This is a genomic window from Collinsella aerofaciens, assembly GCF_028209395.1.
Classification (GTDB): Bacteria; Actinomycetota; Coriobacteriia; order Coriobacteriales; family Coriobacteriaceae; genus Collinsella; species Collinsella aerofaciens_AZ.
Genome location: NZ_JAQLDQ010000005.1, coordinates 62041 through 79232, shown reverse-complemented (window position 1 = coordinate 79232; position 17192 = coordinate 62041). Strand labels below are relative to the sequence as shown.

The following is a 17192-nucleotide window of genomic DNA, read 5'->3' as shown; positions in this document are numbered from 1 at the left end:
CAGTCAAAAAAATAGATGCCCGACCGCTTAAAGCGGACCAGACACCCACAGGAAGGGCTGCTCTTTGGGCAGCTATGTAATTCCATGTGGGTATCTCGTACCCCTTTAATGGTCAAGGGATAGTGTAGCCAACCTCGAGCTTAATTGCGAGCATAAATACAGAGCAATCCGTAAACGGAGCCCAAAGCTCAATAAACCTATATATATTTGTGGGACGAGCTTGAAAACGCACGCACGAGCTGGCATAATCCCCTCTGCTGCACGCAAATCGGATCTACGTCCAGGGCCGTTGCGTGAGCACTATCGCCAAAAGAGGAATATCTCTGTGTAGATTACGCACAGGGAGCTGCTTCTGTGCTATAGTTCAGGCTTGTTTGTTAACGCGACATGTTCGTTTGTCGCCCAAGGAGGGTCAGTTATGTCCAAAGTTTGCGAAGTTTGCGGTAAGCACCCCGTTGCCGGTCGCTCCATCAGCCACTCTCACCGCGTCACCAACCGTAAGTTCCGCCCCAACATCCAGCGCGTTTACGTCGTCGTCGATGGTCACCGTCGCAAGATGAACGTTTGCTCCACCTGCCTCAAGTCCGGCAAGGTTGCGCGCTCGTAAATAAGGTCTTACCAACAAGTACCTCGGACTCTCCGGGTCAAAGACCTCGCGTTCATATAGAACTTACCAAAGGCGCCCTCCCCTACGGAGGGCGCCTTTTTGCACTCATTGGGGACAGGCTTACATGAGCGAAAACACCCGTGTAAGCCTGTCCCCAATGAGTGGGGCGATGCTATAGGAAAGTTTAGTTAAAACGCTTCAGTATATTGAAGCGTTTTAGTTTGTCTTTTACGGGAATCTGCCCGTTCACCGAATTATTTCTTGCTATCATGCAAGACGTAGGGTAAATCTCCGATCGCAAGGAGACACAAATGGTGAAAAAGTCACCGGAAAACACTACTCCCGCAATTGTGGACAACGTAGAGGCGCTTGAGGCTAAGCTCGCTCAGATGCGAGAGGCCCAGGCGCTTTTTGCTACGTACACGCAGGAGCAGGTCGACAAGATCTTCTATGAGGCCGCCATGGCCGCCAACAAGGCTCGTATCCCGTTGGCGAAGATGGCCATCGAGGAGACCGGCCGCGGCGTTCTTGAGGACAAGGTCATCAAGAACCACTACGCCGCAGAGTACATCTACAACGCTTACAAGAACACCAAGACCTGTGGCGTTCTGGAGCGCGACGAGGCTTACGGCATCACCAAGATTGCCGAGCCTATCGGCATCGTGGGCGCCGTCATCCCGACGACCAACCCCACCTCCACTGCGATCTTCAAGACGCTGATCAGCCTGAAGACCCGCAACGGCATCATCATCTCCCCGCACCCGGCAGCCGCCAAGTGCACCATCGCCGCCGCCAAGCTCGTGCTTGACGCCGCCGTCAAGGCCGGCGCCCCCGAGGGCATCATCGGCTGGGTCGATGTCCCCTCCATCGAGCTGACCAACATGGTCATGCGCGACGTCGACATCATCCTCGCCACCGGTGGCCCGGGCATGGTCAAGGCCGCCTACTCCTCGGGCAAGCCCGCCCTGGGCGTTGGCGCCGGTAACACCCCGGTCATCATCGACGACACCGCCGACGTGCTGCTCGCCGTCAACTCCATCATTCACTCCAAGACCTTCGACAACGGTATGATCTGCGCTTCCGAGCAGTCCGTGACCGTCATCGACAGCATCTACGACCAGGTTAAGGCCGAGTTCCAGAAGCGCGGCTGCTACTTCGTCAAGCAGGGTGCCGAGATGGAGGCCCTGCGTGCCGCCATGTTCAAGAACGGTGCTCTCGATCACCGCATCCCCGGCATGGCTGCCGCCAAGATCGCCGAGCTCGCCGGCATCGAGGTTCCCGCCAAGACCAAGATCCTGATCGCCGAGGTCACCTCCACCGACCCCGCCAAGGAGGAGTTCTCCCACGAGAAGCTCTCCCCGGTCCTGGCCATGTACCACGCCAAGGACTTCCAGGAGGCCGTCGACAAGGCCGAGCACCTGGTGCTCGCCGGTGGCCCGGGCCACACCGCCTCTCTGTACGTGCACCCCGCCCAGGCCGAGAAGATCAGCCTGTTCGAGCACGTCATGAAGGCCTGCCGTATCGTCATCAACACCCCGTCCTCGCACGGTGGCATCGGTGACCTGTACAACTTTGGCATGAAGCCGTCTCTGACCCTGGGCTGCGGCTCCTGGGGCGGCAACTCCGTCTCCGAGAACGTTGGGGTGAAGCACTTGATCAACGTTAAGACTGTGGCCGAGCGCCGTGAGAACATGCTGTGGTTCCGCGCTCCCGAGAAGGTCTACTTCAAGAAGGGTTCCACGCCCGTCGCCCTCGACGAGCTGGGCAACGTCATGGGCAAGAAGCGTGCCTTCATCGTCACCGACCAGTTCCTCTTCAAGAATGGCAACACCCGCGCCATCGAGGCCAAGCTCGACGAGATGGGCATCGCCCACGACTGCTTCTACGACGTCGAGCCCGATCCGTCGCTGCAGTGCGCACGTCGCGGCGCCAAGCAGATGGCTCTCTTTGAGCCGGACGTCATCATCGCCGTCGGCGGTGGCTCCGCTATGGACGCCGGCAAGATCATGTGGATGATGTACGAGCACCCCGAGTGCAAGTTTGAGGACATGGCCATGGACTTCATGGACATCCGCAAGCGTATCTTCACCTTCCCCGAGATGGGCAAGAAGGCCTACTTCGTCGCCGTCCCGACCTCTTCGGGTACCGGCTCCGAGTGCACGCCGTTCGCCATCATCACCGACAAGGAGACCGGCATCAAGTGGCCGCTCGCCGACTACGCGCTGCTCCCCAACATGGCTATCGTCGACGCCGACAACTGCATGACCGCCCCGCGCGGCCTGACCGCTGCCTCCGGCATCGACGTCATGACCCACGCCATCGAGTCCTACGTCTCCATCATGGCTTCCGACTACACCAAGGGCCTCTCCGAGCGCGCTGCCAAGCTCGTCTTTGAGAACCTGCCCTCCAGCTTCACGAACGGCGCCAAGGACCCGCACGCCCGCGAGGAGATGCACAACGCCTCCTGCATGGCCGGTATGGCCTTCGCCAACGCCTTCCTGGGCCTCAACCACTCCATGGCTCACAAGCTCGGCGCTTTCCATCACCTGCCCCACGGCATCGCTAACGCCGTCATCCTGACCCGCGTCATGCGCTACAACGCCGCCGAGGCTCCCGTCAAGATGGGTACCTTCTCCCAGTATCCTTACCCCAACGCGCTGCACAACTACGCCGAGATGGCCAAGTACTGCGGCATCGAGGGCAAGGACGACAAGGAGGTCTTCGAGAACTTCATCACGAAGCTCGAGGAGCTCAAGGACTTCATCGGCGTCAAGAAGACCATCGCCGACTACGGTGTTGACGAGCAGTACTTCCTCGACACCCTCGACGAGATGACCGAGCAGGCATTCAACGACCAGTGCACCGGCGCTAACCCGCGCTACCCGCTCATGAGCGAGATCAAGGAGCTCTACCTGGACGCCTACTACGGCCGCGAGCCTCAGGACTACGCCGTCTGCTAGTTTTAGCACGGTTTTTAACGGCGGGGGTGCACGGGTGTTTCACACACCCCCGCCGTCGCTTCTATCGCATCGTTGAAAGGATGCAACCATGCTGCTACCCGATTCCAAGACCGAGCTCGTCCGTCGCGGCAACAAGGTCGTTTACGACCTGGGCGACAAGATCGTCAAGGTCTTTAACGAGACCAAGCCTGTCTCCGACGTGTTCAACGAGGCTTTGAATCTTGCCCGCATCAATGAGTGCGGCATCCGCAGCCCCAAGGCTCTCGAGGTTTCTCAGCTCGAGAACGCCAACGGCTGGGCGCTCGTGACCGAGAAGGTTCCGGGCACCACCCTTGCCGAGAAGATGACTGCCGAGCCCCAGCGCTTTGGTGAGTACCTCGAGATGTTCGTCGACCTCCAGATTGAGATCCACGGCTACACCTCCCCGCTGCTCAACCGTCAGCGCGACAAGTTCGCCCGCATGATCGACAGCCTTGATCAGCTCAATGCCACCACGCGCTACAACCTTCAGGAGCGTCTGGACGGCATGACCAAGGAGTTCAAGGTCTGCCACGGCGACTTCAACCCCTCCAACGTCATCGTCGGCGACGACGGCCAGCTCTATGTGTGCGACTGGGCACACGCCACCCAGGGCTCCCCTGCTGCCGACGTTGCCACCACCTACCTGCTCTTTGCCCTCAACAGCAAGGACCAGGCCGAGGCCTACCTGGAGCTCTACTGCGACCGTGCCGACATGCCCATGCAGGTCGTGCGTCAGTGGACGAGCATCGTCGCCGCTTCCGAGCTCGCTCGTAAGCGCAACGTGAACGATGAGTTCCTGAAGAACTGGATCGACGTCGTCGATTATCAGTAATATCTGAGCGATTTATTTCGCATCGGAGGCACAATGGGAAAACCCCGCAGCTCGCATGGGCTGTGGGGTTTTCCTTTTAGCTATAAAAGATTCTTAGACGCAAAAGCGGCCCTGCACCTCTCCCAAGAGAGACGCTGGGCCGCTTCGTAAGCGCATTCAACGCAGCGGGCTCGATTAACGGCGTGCTGCCTTCACAAGGTCGGCGACCTTGGCGACAACCTCATCGATCGCCACGTCCTCGCGCTCACCCGTAGCACGGTCCTTGAGCTCAACGGTACCGTTCTTAAGGCCGCGCTTGCCAAGAATCACCTGATACGGGAAGCCCATAAGGTCATTGTCGGCAAACTTAAAGCCGGGACGCTCGTCACGGTCATCGACGACAACCTCGATGCCCTCGGCGCACAGAGCCTCGACGATTTGATCGCAAACGGTAGCGCACTCCTCCTTCTTGGGATCGAGCGGAATCACCGCGACCTCGTACGGGGCAACGGAGACCGGCCAAACAATACCGTGCTCGTCGTTGTGCTGCTCCACGACGGCAGCGAGCGAGCGGGACACACCAACGCCGTAGCAGCCCATGATAAGCGGCTTCTCCTTGCCGTCCTCGTCCATAAAGGTGGCACCCATGGCCTCGGAATACTTGGTGCCCAACTGGAAGACCTGGGAGACCTCGATACCGCGGGCAGCGGAAAGCGGCTTGCCACAGTGCGGGCAGGGATCGCCGGCAATGACGGTTACCAGATCGGCCCACTCATCGACGGTAAAGTCGCGCTCGGGGCAGGCGCCGGTAAAGTGATAATCGACCTCGTTGGCACCGCAGGCCCACTGCTTGGACTCGCGCAGGCTCTCGTCGCACACCAGACGAATGCCCTCGGGCAGGTTAACCGGTCCGATAAAGCCCTTATGCAGACCGTAGGTCTGGAGCTCCTCGTCGGTCATCATGCGATAGCCCTTGCCAAAGACGTGCTCGGCCTTGCAGTCATTGAGCTCGTGGTCGCCCGGAACAATGGCCACAACAGGCTTGCCCTCGGCGTCGATGAGTGCCAGCGACTTGCGCGTGCCGTTCTCGGGGAACCCAAAGAACTTTGCAACGGCATCGATGGTGCCCATGCCCGGAGTCTCGACCTTGGTAAGCGTACCGTCGCCAGGACCCTCGGTCACGACAACCTTGGTGCTTGCAGCCTCGTCATCGGCGGCAAAACCGCAGTCATCGCAATAGACGAGCGAAGCCTCGCCGGCGTCAGCCAAAGCCATGTACTCGACGGAGGTATCGCCACCGATCTCGCCGGAGTCGGCGACAACGGGCAGGGCCTTGATGTAGCAGCGCTCACAGATGTTGGCGTAGGCCTGCTTCATCTTGTCGTACTCCTCCTGCAGACTCTCCTGCGTGGCAGAGAAGCTGTAGGCGTCCTTCATGATGAACTCGCGGCCGCGCATCAGGCCAAAGCGGGGACGGAACTCGTCGCGGAACTTATCCTGGATGTGGTACAGGTTGACGGGCAGCTGTTTGTAGGAGCGCAGCTCGTTGCGCACCAGGGCCGTGACGGTCTCCTCGTGCGTGGGGCCCAGGACGAACTCGCGACCATGACGGTCGTCAAAGCGCACAAGCTCCTTGCCATAGGCATCGATACGGCCGGACTCACGCCACAGCTCGGCATCGACCATAATGGGCATCATGAGCTCCTGGGCGCCGGCAGCATCCATCTCGTCGCGCACGATGTTCTCGATCTTGCGGATCGAGCGCCATGCGAGCGGCAGATAAGAATACAGACCGGCGGCCTCCTTGCGGATCATGCCGGCACGGAGCAGCAGGCGGTGGCTGGCGAGCTCAGCGTCCGCCGGATCCTCTTTAAGCGTCGGCGCATAAAGCTTAGACATATACATTGCTCGAGTCATTTATTTCTCCTCAATAAGCTTGTCGACCTCGGCCATGAGCGCGTCGACAATTTGATCCTCAGCTACTTTACCAATGATCTGGCCATGCGAAAAGAGCAGGCCCTGACCTCGTCCACAGGCCACACCTAGGTCGGCGTCGGAAGCCTCGCCGGGGCCATTAACGGCACATCCCATCACGGCGATCGAAAGCGGCGCGGAGTAGTTCTTAAGCCGCTCGGTGACCTCCTCGGCGATGGGAATGAGGTTAACCTGACAGCGCGCACATGTGGGGCACGAGACAATCTCGGGGCCACGGCGACGCAGGCCCAGCGACTGCAGAATACCCCAAGCGACCGGCGGCTCCTCAACCGGATCGGCCGTGAGCGACACACGCATGGTGTCGCCGATGCCTTCAGAAAGCAAGATACCCAAGCCTACAGAGCTCTTAATGGTGCCCTGAAGCTTGGTACCCGCCTCGGTTACGCCCAGGTGAAGCGGAACGTGGGGAATCTCACGCGACAAGGCTCGATAGGTATCGAGCGTCGTTTGCACGCTATGGGCCTTGGCCGAAAGCACAATGTTCGTAAAGCCGCGGTCTTCAAAATGCTTGACGAAACGCTCGCTCGACATCACGAGCTTTTCGGGCTGCGTGAGGTCGTCGCGCTCGGCGATATCCTGCTCAAGCGAACCGGCATTGACGCCGATACGAATCGCACAGCCCGCTGCACCCGCAGCATCGATCACCGCGTCAACCTTGGCCCAATCGCCGATATTACCGGGATTGATGCGCAGCTTGGCAGCACCGGCCTCAACGGCACCAATGGCCAGCTTGTGGTTAAAGTGGATATCGGCAACGATTGGCACCGGAGACTCGGCACAGATGATGCGGAAACCCTCAAGCGCGGCCTCGGTGGGCACGCTCACACGCACGATATCGCAGCCAGCCTGCGCCAACGCGCACACTTGCGCAAGCGTTGCCTGGGCATCAGCGGTATCGGTGCAGGTCATGGATTGGATCACCACCGGCGCACCGCCACCGATCTGCACACCGCCCACATGCACGGGGCGCGTCAACTCGCGAGGCAAAGGATGGGATAAAGACAATCCAAACACTCCCCTACAGAATAAATCGAAGGATGTCGGAACGAAGCATATAGACAAACAGCAGCGCAAAGAGCGCGATGCCCACATAGCTCACAATCGTCTGGACCTTGAGCGGAAGCTCGCGGCCCACAATCTTTTGAATGATCTCGATGACCAGCTTGCCGCCATCGAGTGGTGGGATGGGCAGCAGGTTCATAAAGCCAAGCGAGAACGAAATGAGGGCGGCAAACGAAAGGAACGTGGCAGGGCCGGCAGCAGCAGCCTGTGAGGACATAACGCTAATACCCACGATCGAAGAAGACTGATCGAGAATCTCCATCGTATGCTGCGGCTGGAGCAGGCGCATCACGCCCTCCGCTGTCTGCGCAACATACGAGAAGGAGAGGCGCGCCGAGGTGATAGGGTCCAAACGGACCACCTGCGTAGAGGCATACACACCTAGGCGCTCATCCTCTTTAAGCGCAACCGTGGTCGAGCACTGCTTACCATCGCGCTCATACTCAATAGCAATATCGTCCTTACCGGCGGCCTTACCGATGGCATCGTAGACATCCATCCAAGTGGAACATGAGACACCGTCAACCGAAAGGATCGCATCACCGGCCTCGATACCCGCCTTGGCGGCAGTAGACCCCTCGTCAACCTGACCGATCACGTTGGTATCCATCGGCACGGTGACACCCGCAATGGAATAGATACTCATAAGCAGCAAAAAGCCCGTCAGGATATTGACGAGAATGCCCGCGAGCAGCATAAAGGCGCGCTTGAGAAAACCCTGGCCCAAATAGGTATGCGAACGCTCTTGCGCAAGGAACTCGGCTTCGCCGCACGGCAGCTCCCACACATCGCCCTCGATAGTCGCATGCTCTCGATCGAAACGGCGGCCGTCAAAGGTGGTGTAACCCGCCGCATCTCGCGGCAGCGTCTGATACTTGGTGGGATAGTAGCTCGGCGAGGGCTTCTCCCCTTCCTCATACCAGGGTGCGATGGAACCCCAGCCCAGCAACAGGGCGCATGCCTCGAGCACATCCTCCTCGGAAAGCTCAAGCTCGACAGCAAGGTCGGCCACGGTCACGCGACCATGACGATAGATAGCCGCGAGCACGCGGTCGGCACACGAGACGTCGGTCGGATCCATACCGCAAATGGCAGCGTAGCCACCCAGCAGCAGCGGGGTCACGCCAAACTTGGTTCCAATGCGACGCGACGTGTAATGGATGTCAAAGCGGCACGGCAGGCCCAAAAAGAACTCGGTCACACGGACGCCGCAGGCACGCGCCGCCAAAAAGTGGCCGCCCTCGTGCAAAAACACGAGGACGGAAAGCATCAGCAGGCCCCAAAAGACCGATGAGAGAACGCTCAGAACAGTATCCATAAAACGAAAAAGCAATCCTTATGGTTAGGAACGAGTTGCGGCGAGCACCTGCGCAGCTTTTTCACGCGCCCACGCATCGATGTCGCGAAGCTGCTCAAACGAATCGACCGCCTGCATATCGTGAGCATCCATGCAGGATTCCACAATGCAATCGATATCGGTAAAGCTGCAGCCATCGTGCAGGAAGGCATCGACGGCGACCTCGTTGGCGGCATTGAGCACGCACGGCATGGTGCCACCTGTCTTGCCGGCACGTTCGGCCAGTGCCAGACAGCGGAAGGTATCCATGTCGGCAGCATCAAACGTGAGCTGCCCCAGATCGCGGAAATCGATACGAGGCGCCGGGGTATCCCAACGCTCGGGATACGAGAACGCGAACTGGATGGGAATACGCATGTCGGAAGCACCGAGATGCGCCATCACGGAGCCGTCGGCAAACTCGACCATAGAGTGAATCTTGGACTGACGCTGCACGACCACGTTAATAAAATCGAGGTCGCAGTTAAACAGATGCATGGCCTCAATGCGCTCTAGGCCCTTGTTCATGAGGGTGGCGGAGTCGATGGTGATCTTGGCACCCATGGCCCACGTGGGATGTGCGAGGGCATCGGCACGCGTCACGCAATTGAGCTCGTCGCGCGTACGGCCAAAGAACGGACCGCCCGAGCAAGTAAGCCAGATGCAGTGGGCCTCGCGCGGATTCTCCCCCAGATAGCACTGGTAGATGGCGGAGTGCTCGGAGTCGACCGGAATTAGCTGACCCGGTTGCGCCAACGGCATCAGCAGGTCACCGCCGACAACGAGAGACTCCTTGTTGGCAAGTGCGAGACGCTTGTTCGAGGTCAGGGCCGCATGGCTCGCTTCGAGCCCGGCAGCGCCCACAATGGCAACAAGGACACAGTCGACGTCATCGCGACGCGCGAGCTCACAAACCGCCTGCGCACCAACACCGAGCTCGGTGCCCTCGGGCAGTTCCTGCAGTACAGCGTCCGCACCGTGGGTGGTGTCGGCCACGGCAACGGCCGGGACCGAAAACTCGCGGGCGGCGGCAACGAGCTCCGAAGTGCTGGAGTTAACGGACAACGCCGTCACCTGCAGTCGATCGGCATGCTGACGGCATACATCGAGTGCCTGCGTGCCGATAGAGCCCGTACAGCCCAGAATGGCAACGCGAAGACGCCCATCAGGGCCGTACGTCGTCTGAAAGGCCATTACAGCACGCCTCCGATCATCAAAAGCAGCTGCGCGGTAATGCAGCCAAAGATAAGCGAGTCGCTACGGTCGAGCATGCCGCCATGGCCCGGGATAAGGTTGCCGGAATCCTTGACGCCCACGCCACGCTTGATGCGTGACTCAATAAGGTCGCCGATAACGCCCAGGATGGACACAACCACGCCGCACAGCAGTGCGTAGGGCAAGCTCAGCTTATAAAAATGCGTCGCCCACAAAATGAGCCAGATAAGAACCGAGCCCAAGATGCCGCCGACAAAGCCCTCCCAGCTCTTTTTGGGAGAAATCTTAGGGACCATCTTGTGCTTGCCGATACGGCTACCCACGATGTAGGCAAACGAATCGGAGACCCAAAGGGACGCGCAAACGCCCACCGAAAGCAGGGCGCCGGCAAAACCGGGCACGGCATCGCGCAGCAGCACGATAGCCGACAGCATAAAGCCAGTGTAGATGGGACCCATGAGCGTCACGGCCACATCAGAGATGCGGGTACGCGGCGACCAAACATACCAAATGCCCACAGCGAGCATCAGGGCAAAAAGCAGGGCATTCAGCAACATCGAATCGCCCAACGCCGACAGCGGAAAGAGTACGGCGGCAGCGATACCCATGCGCTCGTTAGCCATCTTGCCATCGAGCCTCGTCATACGGAAAAACTCATAGCAGCACAGACCGCTCATGACAGAAACAAAGATGGCCGTGGGCACAATACCCAAAACCAGGCACAGGATAAAGACAACGGCATAGACGATACCGGCGGCGGCACGGGTGATAAAGCCGGCAAGCCACGAACCGGTGCCATTCTTCGCTGCGGGCGCTCCTGCAGCGACAGCCTTGCGCTCAGATGTCTTGGGAGCAATTGCCTTGGGACGATCGGACACGATTAAGCCTCCTCGGTCTTGCTCAGACCACCAAACCTACGGTCACGGCCCTGATAGGCCAAAATGGCGTCGACAAGGCCCCAACGATCAAAGTCGGGCCAATAGGTATCGGTGACGTAGAATTCGGAATAAGCCACCTGCCACAGCAGATAGTTCGAAAGGCGCAGCTCACCAGAAGTGCGAATCACAAGCTCAGGATCGGGAAGGCCAGCGGTATAGAGGTGGGAAGCCACCATGTCGTCATCAATTGCGCCAGGATCGATCTTACCGGCGGCAGCGTCGAGTGCGATCTGACGGACAGCGCGGGTAATCTCGGCACGCGCGCCGTAGTTGACGGCAAGCGCCAGCGTCATGCCGGTGTGATTGGCGCACTCAGCAAGACCTCGCTCAAAGACATCGCGGGTCTTCTTAGGCAGTGCGGAAATATCGCCCAAAAAGACAACGCGAACGTTTTCGCGCTTAAGCAGCGGCAACTCATCGATAAACGTCTTGGCAAACAAATGCATCAAAACGTTGACCTCGTGCTGCGGACGATTCCAGTTTTCGGTGGAAAACGCATAGGCCGAAAGGACGTCGACACCCAAGCGCACGCATGCGGTAATGATCTCGCGCAGGGAGACGATACCCGCCTTGTGGCCCTCGGTGCGTGCAAGACCGCGCGACGTGGCCCAACGACCGTTACCGTCCATGATGCACGAGATATGGTGCGGAATGTTATTGAGGTCAAGGTCGGAAAAACCGACGCCCGCAGGGGCGTCGGCAAAGTACTCGACCAGTTTATGCTCGTCGTATTGCACCTTAGATCTCCATGACCTCGGCTTCTTTTTCCTTCAGAAGCTCCTCGACCTTGGCGACATACTCATCAGTGTGCTTCTGGACCTTGGCCTGCTCGCGACGGACATCGTCCTCGGTGAGCTCCTCATCGCGCTCGAGCTTGTTGTTGAAGTCGCGACGGATGTTACGGATAGACACCTTGGCCTGCTCGGCGTACTCGCGGCACTCCTTGACGAGCTCGCGACGGCGCTCCTCAGTGGGAGCCGGGAACGGAAGACGAACGACGGTGCCATCGGAGTTGGGGGTAATACCCAGATCGGAAGCGCCGATGGCCTTGACGATAGCATTGATGAGTGCCTTGTCCCACGGCTCGATGAGCAGCATGTGGGCCTCGGGGGTCTTGACGGCGGCAACCTGCGTGACCGGCGTGGGAACCCCGTAATAATCGACGGTGATGTCGGACAGAATGTTGGCATTGGCGCGGCCGGTACGGACCTTGGAGAAGTTATGCTTGAGGGACTCGAGCGACTTGTCCATATGGGCGGTGATGTTCTCTGCCATGCTTAATCCTCCTGATAGACGAGCGTGCCGACGGGCTCACCCGCGAGCGCGCGCTTGACGGTGTCCTCGCCATCGATGTTGAGGACCAAAATCGGCATACGGTTATCCTGGCACAGTGCCGTAGCCGTGGAATCCATAACCTGCAGGCCGCGGACGAGCACCTCGTGATAGGTAATCTTGTCAAAACGGACGGCATCGGCGCACTTGACGGGATCCTTGTCGTAGATGCCGTCAACCTTGGTGGCTTTAATCAGAATCTCGGCGCCGATCTCGCACGCACGAAGAGCCGCGGCGGTGTCGGTCGTAAAGTACGGATTGCCCGAACCGGCAGCGAAGATGACGACGTTGCCCTTGGAAAGGTGGTTGATGGCGCGACGGCGAATATAGGGCTCGCAGATCTCGTTCATCTGGATAGCGCTCATCACGCGGCAGGGAACATCGTTATGCTCGAAGGCATCCTGCAGGGCGAGCGCGTTCATAACGGTTGCCAGCATGCCCATGTAGTCGGCCTGAGCACGCTCCATGCCACCGGCAGCGCCGGCCATGCCGCGGAAAATATTGCCGCCGCCGACAACGACGCCGACCTCATGGCCAACGGCGAGCAGCTCCTTGACCTGCTTGGCAAGATGGTCGGTAACCTTGGGGTCGATGCCATATTGGCCGTCGCCCATCAGTGCTTCGCCGGAAAGCTTAAGAAGCACGCGTTTATATCGGATGTCGGACAAAGCGATCCTCCTTTAATTAGACTCTCAATATGATATCAAAGGCTCTAAGTAGAGCCATGAAAAAGCAGGCTGTGAGTAAAACCCACAGCCTGCTCATTACCAGCTACAAGAGCTTATTTACTCGCCACGGACCAGACGGTCAAAGGCAACGACGGTAATGGTGTCGCCGAGCTCCTTGGAGACCTGCTCAGCGTACTTCTTGATGGTGAGGGAGCTGTCCTTGATGAACTCCTGCTCGGTGAGCACGGACTGCTTGTAGAACTTCTCCAGACGGCCGACAGCCATCTTCTCCTGGATAGCCTCGGGCTTACCGGACTCGGCAGCCTGAGCCATGTAGATCTGCTTCTCGTGCTCGACGGTCTCGGCCGGAACCTGATCGCGGGTAGCGCAGATCGGGGCGACGGCGGCAACCTGAAGGGCAACGTCGTGAGCGAAGGTATTGAAGGACTCAGCCTGAGCGGTCTCGGCCTTCTCGAAGGCGAACTCGACGAGGACGCCGATCTTACCACCCATGTGGATGTAAGAAGCGAGCGCGCCGTTCTCAGCCTTGCGGGCAGCGAAGCGGGAGATCTTCATGTTCTCGCCCATGATGTGAATCATCTCGGTGAGCTCGGAGGAAACGGTCTCCTCGCCCATCGGCTTCTCGAGCAGAGCGTCGACATCGGCCGGCTCGGTGGTGGCGACAACCTCAGCGACCTTGGAAGCAAAGCCGGTGAACTTGGCGTTGGAGCCAACGAAGTCGGTCTCGCAGGAGAGCTCGAGCAGAGCGCCGGTCTTGCCATCCTCGGAGACGAACGCGGCGACAGCGCCCTCGTTGGTCTCACGGCCAGCCTTCTTGGCAGCCTTGGCAAGGCCGTTCTTACGCAGAACGTCGACAGCGGCGTCCATGTCGCCGTCAGCCTCGACGAGAGCCTTCTTGCACTCCATCATCGGGGAGTCGGTCATCTCGCGGAGCTGCTTGACCATAGCGGCGGTAATCTGGGCCATTGTGGTTCCTTTCAAAGAGATGAAAAAGAATTAACTAAGACTGATTTACTCGGCCTTGGGCTCAGCGGCCATCTCGGCCTCGGAGACCTGCTCCTTGCCGGAGCCAGCGAGGCAGGCGTCAGCCATGAGCTCGCACATAAGGGTGACAGCGGAGATAGCGTCATCGTTGCAGGGGATGCCGTACTCGACCTCGTCGGGATCGGAGTTGGTGTCGATCAGAGCGACGACGGGGATGTTCAGGCGCTGAGCCTCCTTGATGGCGTTCTCCTCGCGCTTGGTGTCGATGACGAAGAGAGCCTGGGGCAGACCCTTCATGTCGCGGGCGCCACCGAGGTTGGTCTGGAGCTTGGTGAGCTCCTTGCCGAGCACAGCCTGCTCCTTCTTGGGCAGAACAGCCATGCGGCCGTCCTCGACCATAGCCTCGAGCTCCTCCATGCGGTTAATGCGGGAGCGGATGGTGACGAAGTTGGTCAGCATGCCGCCGAGCCAACGCTGGTTGATGTAAGGCATGTTGGCGCGCTCAGCAGCGTTCTTGACGGCCTCCTGAGCCTGCTTCTTGGTGCCGACAAACAGCACGTTGCCACCCTTGGCGACGTTCTTGACGAAGGTGTAGGCCTGGTCGGCGTCGAGGATGGTCTGCTTGAGGTCGAGGATGTAGATGCCGTTGCGCTCACCGAAGATGAACGGCTTCATCTTGGGGTTCCAGCGACGGGTCTGGTGACCGAAGTGGCAGCCGGCCTCGAGCAGGGTGCGGATATTAATCTTGGTAGCCATGTTAAACCTCCTGTGGTTTGCCTCCGCGCGGGGTCATCCTCCAAAACCAACCCGGACATGTGCTACCAAAGCCCGGGCACCACGGTATGAAGTAGCCGCGCGTGCGTGATAAAAACATGTTGCCGTGAAGCAACCCGATGAATGATAGCAGGAATGCATCTTCCTGCCAACCCGCAATCAAAACCACACACCTGAGTGCGGCGCGGGACGTCCCAGCCACTATTCGCCGCGGGGATGGGCTTGAGCCACGGCACGTTTGAGCCGATCGGGTGTGAGATGCGTGTAGATCTGCGTCGTGGACAGGCTCGCATGACCCAGCAGCTCTTGAACCGAGCGCAGGTCCGCACCGCCCTCGAGCAAGTCGGTCGCAAAGGTATGGCGCATCGCATGCGGGGCGATGTCAGCCGGAATGCCGGCGAGCGTCGCCAGCGTATGGAACCGCCGCCGGAGCATGGCAGCGCTCATGCGATTGCCGCGCGCCGATATAAACAGCGGATGCGGCCCGGTAGCGAGGTCACGGCGCTTTGCCCGAGCGAGCAACTCCGGCCTCCCCTCCTCAATATAGAGACGCGTCGCCTCGAGTGCGCGACGGTACAGAGGAACGATGCGCTCCTTGCTCCCCTTGCCCCACAGGCGCAGTGTGCGCTCGGACCATGAGATGGATTCCACATTGAGCGCCGCAAGCTCTGAGATGCGGGCACCCGAGGCATAGAGCAACTCGAGCATCGCCGCATCGCGCAGTCCCGCGGGTGTTGAGGTATCGGGGGCTTTGAGGAGTGCCTCCACCTGTTGAGTCGTAAGGACGCCCGGCAGGTCGCGCGGCAGCTTGGGCGATGCGATCGCCGAGACCGCATCGCCCTCGACAATCCCCTCGACAGCCATCCACCGATAGAGTGAGCGAATGGCAGACAGGTGTGCCGCAAGGGTCCGAGCCGCCACCTGGCCACGCGACAGCTCGGCCAAATAGGAACGAACGGTCCGTACGTCGGCGGCGCGAGCGTCGATGCCCTCGCGTTCGCACCAGGCAGCAAAGCGCTCCAGCCTCGAGCCATAGGCCGTCACCGTGTTGGGAGAAAGTCCCTCGACGCGTGCGATATAGGCGATAAACGAGTCGACGGTGTCGTACAGGTCAAAGGCTATGACCGGTCGCCTCCAAACAGATCGGGGCGAGTAGCCAGATAGGCGTCAAGGGCCTCGAGCGCACGGTCCGCATAGGCCTGGTAGCGGTCGCGCTTGCTGCGGCGCTTACCATCCTCGAGTGGCGGCACCAGGCCAAAGTTGACATGCATGGGCTGATAGCCCACGGTGGCAGGATCGGTCGCATAGCCCACGAGCGCACCCAGGGCGCCCACGCGGGGCAACTCGACGGAATCGGCGCCGATAGCCTCTGCATAGGTGTTGAGCGCCGCGAGCAGACCTGTCGCCACGGCTTCCATGTACCCCTCGGTGCCGGTGATCTGACCGGCTAGGCGCACGCCGGTACCGGGCACGGCAAAGGTGCCATCGAGCACGTGTGGAGCGTCGACAAAGGTATTGCGGTGCATGACACCGTAGCGGAAGAACTCAGCGTTCTCCAGGCCCGGCACCATATGGAAGACGCGCTTCTGCTCGCCAAAGGTCAGGTTGGTCTGGAAGCCCACCAGATTGTAAGCGGTCTTCTCCTTGTTCTCGGCACGAAGCTGAATCGCCGCCCAGGGGCGACGTCCGGTACGCGGGTCGGTGAGGCCGACGGGCTTCATGGCGCCAAAGCGAATGGCGTCCTTGCCGGTGCGCGCAACCTCCTCGGCAGGCTGGCAGGCCTGGAACAGATCGCCGCCCTCAAAGTCCTTGAGCACCACGCGGTCGGCCGTGGTAAGCGCCTCGATAAAGGCCTCGTACTCATCCTTGTTGAGCGGAGCGTTGAGATAGTCGCCGCTCCCCTGCTCCTCGTAGCGCGACTGCGAGAACAGCACGTCCATATCGAGCGTGGAGGCATCGACGATCGGCGCCGCCGCATCAAAGAATGCCAGGGCATCGCCACCGACGAGCTTCATAACCTCTTCGCTCAGCGCCGGTGAACACAGCGGGCCCGCGGCAATGACCACGTGACCCTCGGGAATCTGCGTGACCTCGCCGTGCACGACCTCGATATTGGGACGGGGGGCAACCTCGGCCTCGACAAGCTCGGAAAACTTGACGCGGTCGACCGCCAGGGCACCGCCGGCGGGAACAGCCGCGCGATGGGCGCAATCGAGCAGGACTGAACCCATGCGCTCAAGCTCGGCCTTCAGCAAACCAGCCGCGGAATCCGGACGGGTCGACTTAAACGAATTGGAGCAGACGAGCTCTGCCAGGTGATCGGTATGGTGGGCCGGGGAGCTCACCTGGGGGCGCATCTCGCACAGCTTTACGGCAAACCCGCGATCTGCCAGCTGGATCGCGCACTCCGAACCCGCCAGACCGCCACCGATAACTGTCACCTGATCGAACTGCATCTGCAAACACCT

15 protein-coding genes are annotated in these 17192 nt (G+C 59.9%); 3 read left to right on the top strand and 12 right to left on the bottom strand.

The window, feature by feature from the left end:
• Positions 1 to 418 precede the first annotated feature (418 nt).
• The 3 genes from rpmB (at position 419) to PMW67_RS03890 (ending at position 4420) form a co-directional block, all read left to right on the top strand.
• Positions 419 to 607 (top strand): 50S ribosomal protein L28, encoded by a 189-nt coding sequence (gene rpmB / locus PMW67_RS03900; RefSeq protein WP_022094725.1) that lies wholly within the window; start codon positions 419 to 421, stop codon positions 605 to 607.
• 311 nt (positions 608 to 918) lie between these two features.
• Positions 919 to 3567 carry a bifunctional acetaldehyde-CoA/alcohol dehydrogenase gene (gene adhE / locus PMW67_RS03895; protein ID WP_271738793.1) on the top strand — a complete coding sequence of 883 codons (2649 nt, stop codon included), beginning with the start codon at positions 919 to 921 and terminating at the stop codon, positions 3565 to 3567.
• A gap of 88 nt (positions 3568 to 3655) precedes the next feature.
• Positions 3656 to 4420 carry an aminoglycoside phosphotransferase family protein gene (locus tag PMW67_RS03890; protein ID WP_006236119.1) on the top strand — a complete coding sequence of 255 codons (765 nt, stop codon included), beginning with the start codon at positions 3656 to 3658 and terminating at the stop codon, positions 4418 to 4420.
• 174 nt (positions 4421 to 4594) lie between these two features.
• Here the strand turns inward: PMW67_RS03890 and PMW67_RS03885 are convergent, their stop codons facing one another.
• The 12 genes from PMW67_RS03885 to trmFO all read right to left on the bottom strand — a co-directional run bounded on the left by PMW67_RS03885 (position 4595) and on the right by trmFO (position 17180).
• Positions 4595 to 6304, bottom strand: a complete 1710-nt coding sequence (locus PMW67_RS03885; RefSeq protein WP_271738814.1) for a proline--tRNA ligase — start codon at positions 6302 to 6304, stop codon at positions 4595 to 4597.
• 12 nt (positions 6305 to 6316) lie between these two features.
• Positions 6317 to 7399, bottom strand: a complete 1083-nt coding sequence (gene ispG, locus PMW67_RS03880; RefSeq protein WP_271738792.1) for a flavodoxin-dependent (E)-4-hydroxy-3-methylbut-2-enyl-diphosphate synthase — start codon at positions 7397 to 7399, stop codon at positions 6317 to 6319.
• 13 nt (positions 7400 to 7412) lie between these two features.
• On the bottom strand, positions 7413 to 8774 hold the full coding sequence (locus PMW67_RS03875) for a M50 family metallopeptidase (RefSeq protein ID WP_271738791.1): 1362 nt from the start codon (positions 8772 to 8774) through the stop codon (positions 7413 to 7415).
• A 24-nt stretch (positions 8775 to 8798) separates the two neighbouring features.
• Positions 8799 to 9986 (bottom strand): 1-deoxy-D-xylulose-5-phosphate reductoisomerase, encoded by a 1188-nt coding sequence (gene dxr / locus PMW67_RS03870; RefSeq protein WP_271738790.1) that lies wholly within the window; start codon positions 9984 to 9986, stop codon positions 8799 to 8801.
• Positions 9986 to 10885 carry a phosphatidate cytidylyltransferase gene (locus PMW67_RS03865; RefSeq protein WP_271738789.1) on the bottom strand — a complete coding sequence of 300 codons (900 nt, stop codon included), beginning with the start codon at positions 10883 to 10885 and terminating at the stop codon, positions 9986 to 9988. Before PMW67_RS03865 ends, dxr begins: the two co-directional genes overlap by 1 nt.
• Positions 10886 to 10887: 2 nt before the next feature.
• On the bottom strand, positions 10888 to 11682 hold the full coding sequence (locus PMW67_RS03860; RefSeq protein ID WP_055309876.1) for an isoprenyl transferase: 795 nt from the start codon (positions 11680 to 11682) through the stop codon (positions 10888 to 10890).
• Position 11683: 1 nt separating this feature from the next.
• Positions 11684 to 12220: a ribosome recycling factor gene (gene frr, locus PMW67_RS03855; protein WP_006236112.1), complete on the bottom strand. Its 537-nt coding sequence runs from the start codon at positions 12218 to 12220 to the stop codon at positions 11684 to 11686.
• Between the two features lie 2 nt (positions 12221 to 12222).
• Positions 12223 to 12945, bottom strand: a complete 723-nt coding sequence (gene pyrH, locus PMW67_RS03850) for a UMP kinase (RefSeq protein WP_040359955.1) — start codon at positions 12943 to 12945, stop codon at positions 12223 to 12225.
• 117 nt (positions 12946 to 13062) lie between these two features.
• Positions 13063 to 13932 carry a translation elongation factor Ts gene (gene tsf / locus PMW67_RS03845; protein ID WP_271738788.1) on the bottom strand — a complete coding sequence of 290 codons (870 nt, stop codon included), beginning with the start codon at positions 13930 to 13932 and terminating at the stop codon, positions 13063 to 13065.
• Positions 13933 to 13977: 45 nt separating this feature from the next.
• Positions 13978 to 14706 (bottom strand): 30S ribosomal protein S2, encoded by a 729-nt coding sequence (gene rpsB / locus PMW67_RS03840; protein ID WP_006236109.1) that lies wholly within the window; start codon positions 14704 to 14706, stop codon positions 13978 to 13980.
• Between the two features lie 219 nt (positions 14707 to 14925).
• Positions 14926 to 15834: a tyrosine recombinase gene (locus PMW67_RS03835; protein ID WP_334204043.1), complete on the bottom strand. Its 909-nt coding sequence runs from the start codon at positions 15832 to 15834 to the stop codon at positions 14926 to 14928.
• 8 nt (positions 15835 to 15842) lie between these two features.
• The gene (gene trmFO / locus PMW67_RS03830; RefSeq protein WP_271738787.1) at positions 15843 to 17180 is read right to left on the bottom strand and encodes a methylenetetrahydrofolate--tRNA-(uracil(54)-C(5))-methyltransferase (FADH(2)-oxidizing) TrmFO; all 1338 of its coding nucleotides are present in this window, start codon (positions 17178 to 17180) and stop codon (positions 15843 to 15845) included.
• Between the last annotated feature and the right edge of the window lie 12 nt (positions 17181 to 17192).

Excerpts from the sequence above, each read along its gene's own strand:
- rpmB (WP_022094725.1), top strand. The coding sequence starts at position 419 with ATGTCCAAAGTTTGCGAAGTTTGCGGTAAGCACCCCGTTGCCGGTCGC.
- adhE (WP_271738793.1), top strand. The coding sequence starts at position 919 with ATGGTGAAAAAGTCACCGGAAAACACTACTCCCGCAATTGTGGACAAC.
- PMW67_RS03890 (WP_006236119.1), top strand. The coding sequence starts at position 3,656 with ATGCTGCTACCCGATTCCAAGACCGAGCTCGTCCGTCGCGGCAACAAG.
- PMW67_RS03885 (WP_271738814.1), bottom strand. The coding sequence starts at position 6,304 with ATGTATATGTCTAAGCTTTATGCGCCGACGCTTAAAGAGGATCCGGCG.
- PMW67_RS03875 (WP_271738791.1), bottom strand. The coding sequence starts at position 8,774 with ATGGATACTGTTCTGAGCGTTCTCTCATCGGTCTTTTGGGGCCTGCTG.
- dxr (WP_271738790.1), bottom strand. The coding sequence starts at position 9,986 with ATGGCCTTTCAGACGACGTACGGCCCTGATGGGCGTCTTCGCGTTGCC.
- frr (WP_006236112.1), bottom strand. The coding sequence starts at position 12,220 with ATGGCAGAGAACATCACCGCCCATATGGACAAGTCGCTCGAGTCCCTC.
- tsf (WP_271738788.1), bottom strand. The coding sequence starts at position 13,932 with ATGGCCCAGATTACCGCCGCTATGGTCAAGCAGCTCCGCGAGATGACC.
- rpsB (WP_006236109.1), bottom strand. The coding sequence starts at position 14,706 with ATGGCTACCAAGATTAATATCCGCACCCTGCTCGAGGCCGGCTGCCAC.
- trmFO (WP_271738787.1), bottom strand. The coding sequence starts at position 17,180 with ATGCAGTTCGATCAGGTGACAGTTATCGGTGGCGGTCTGGCGGGTTCG.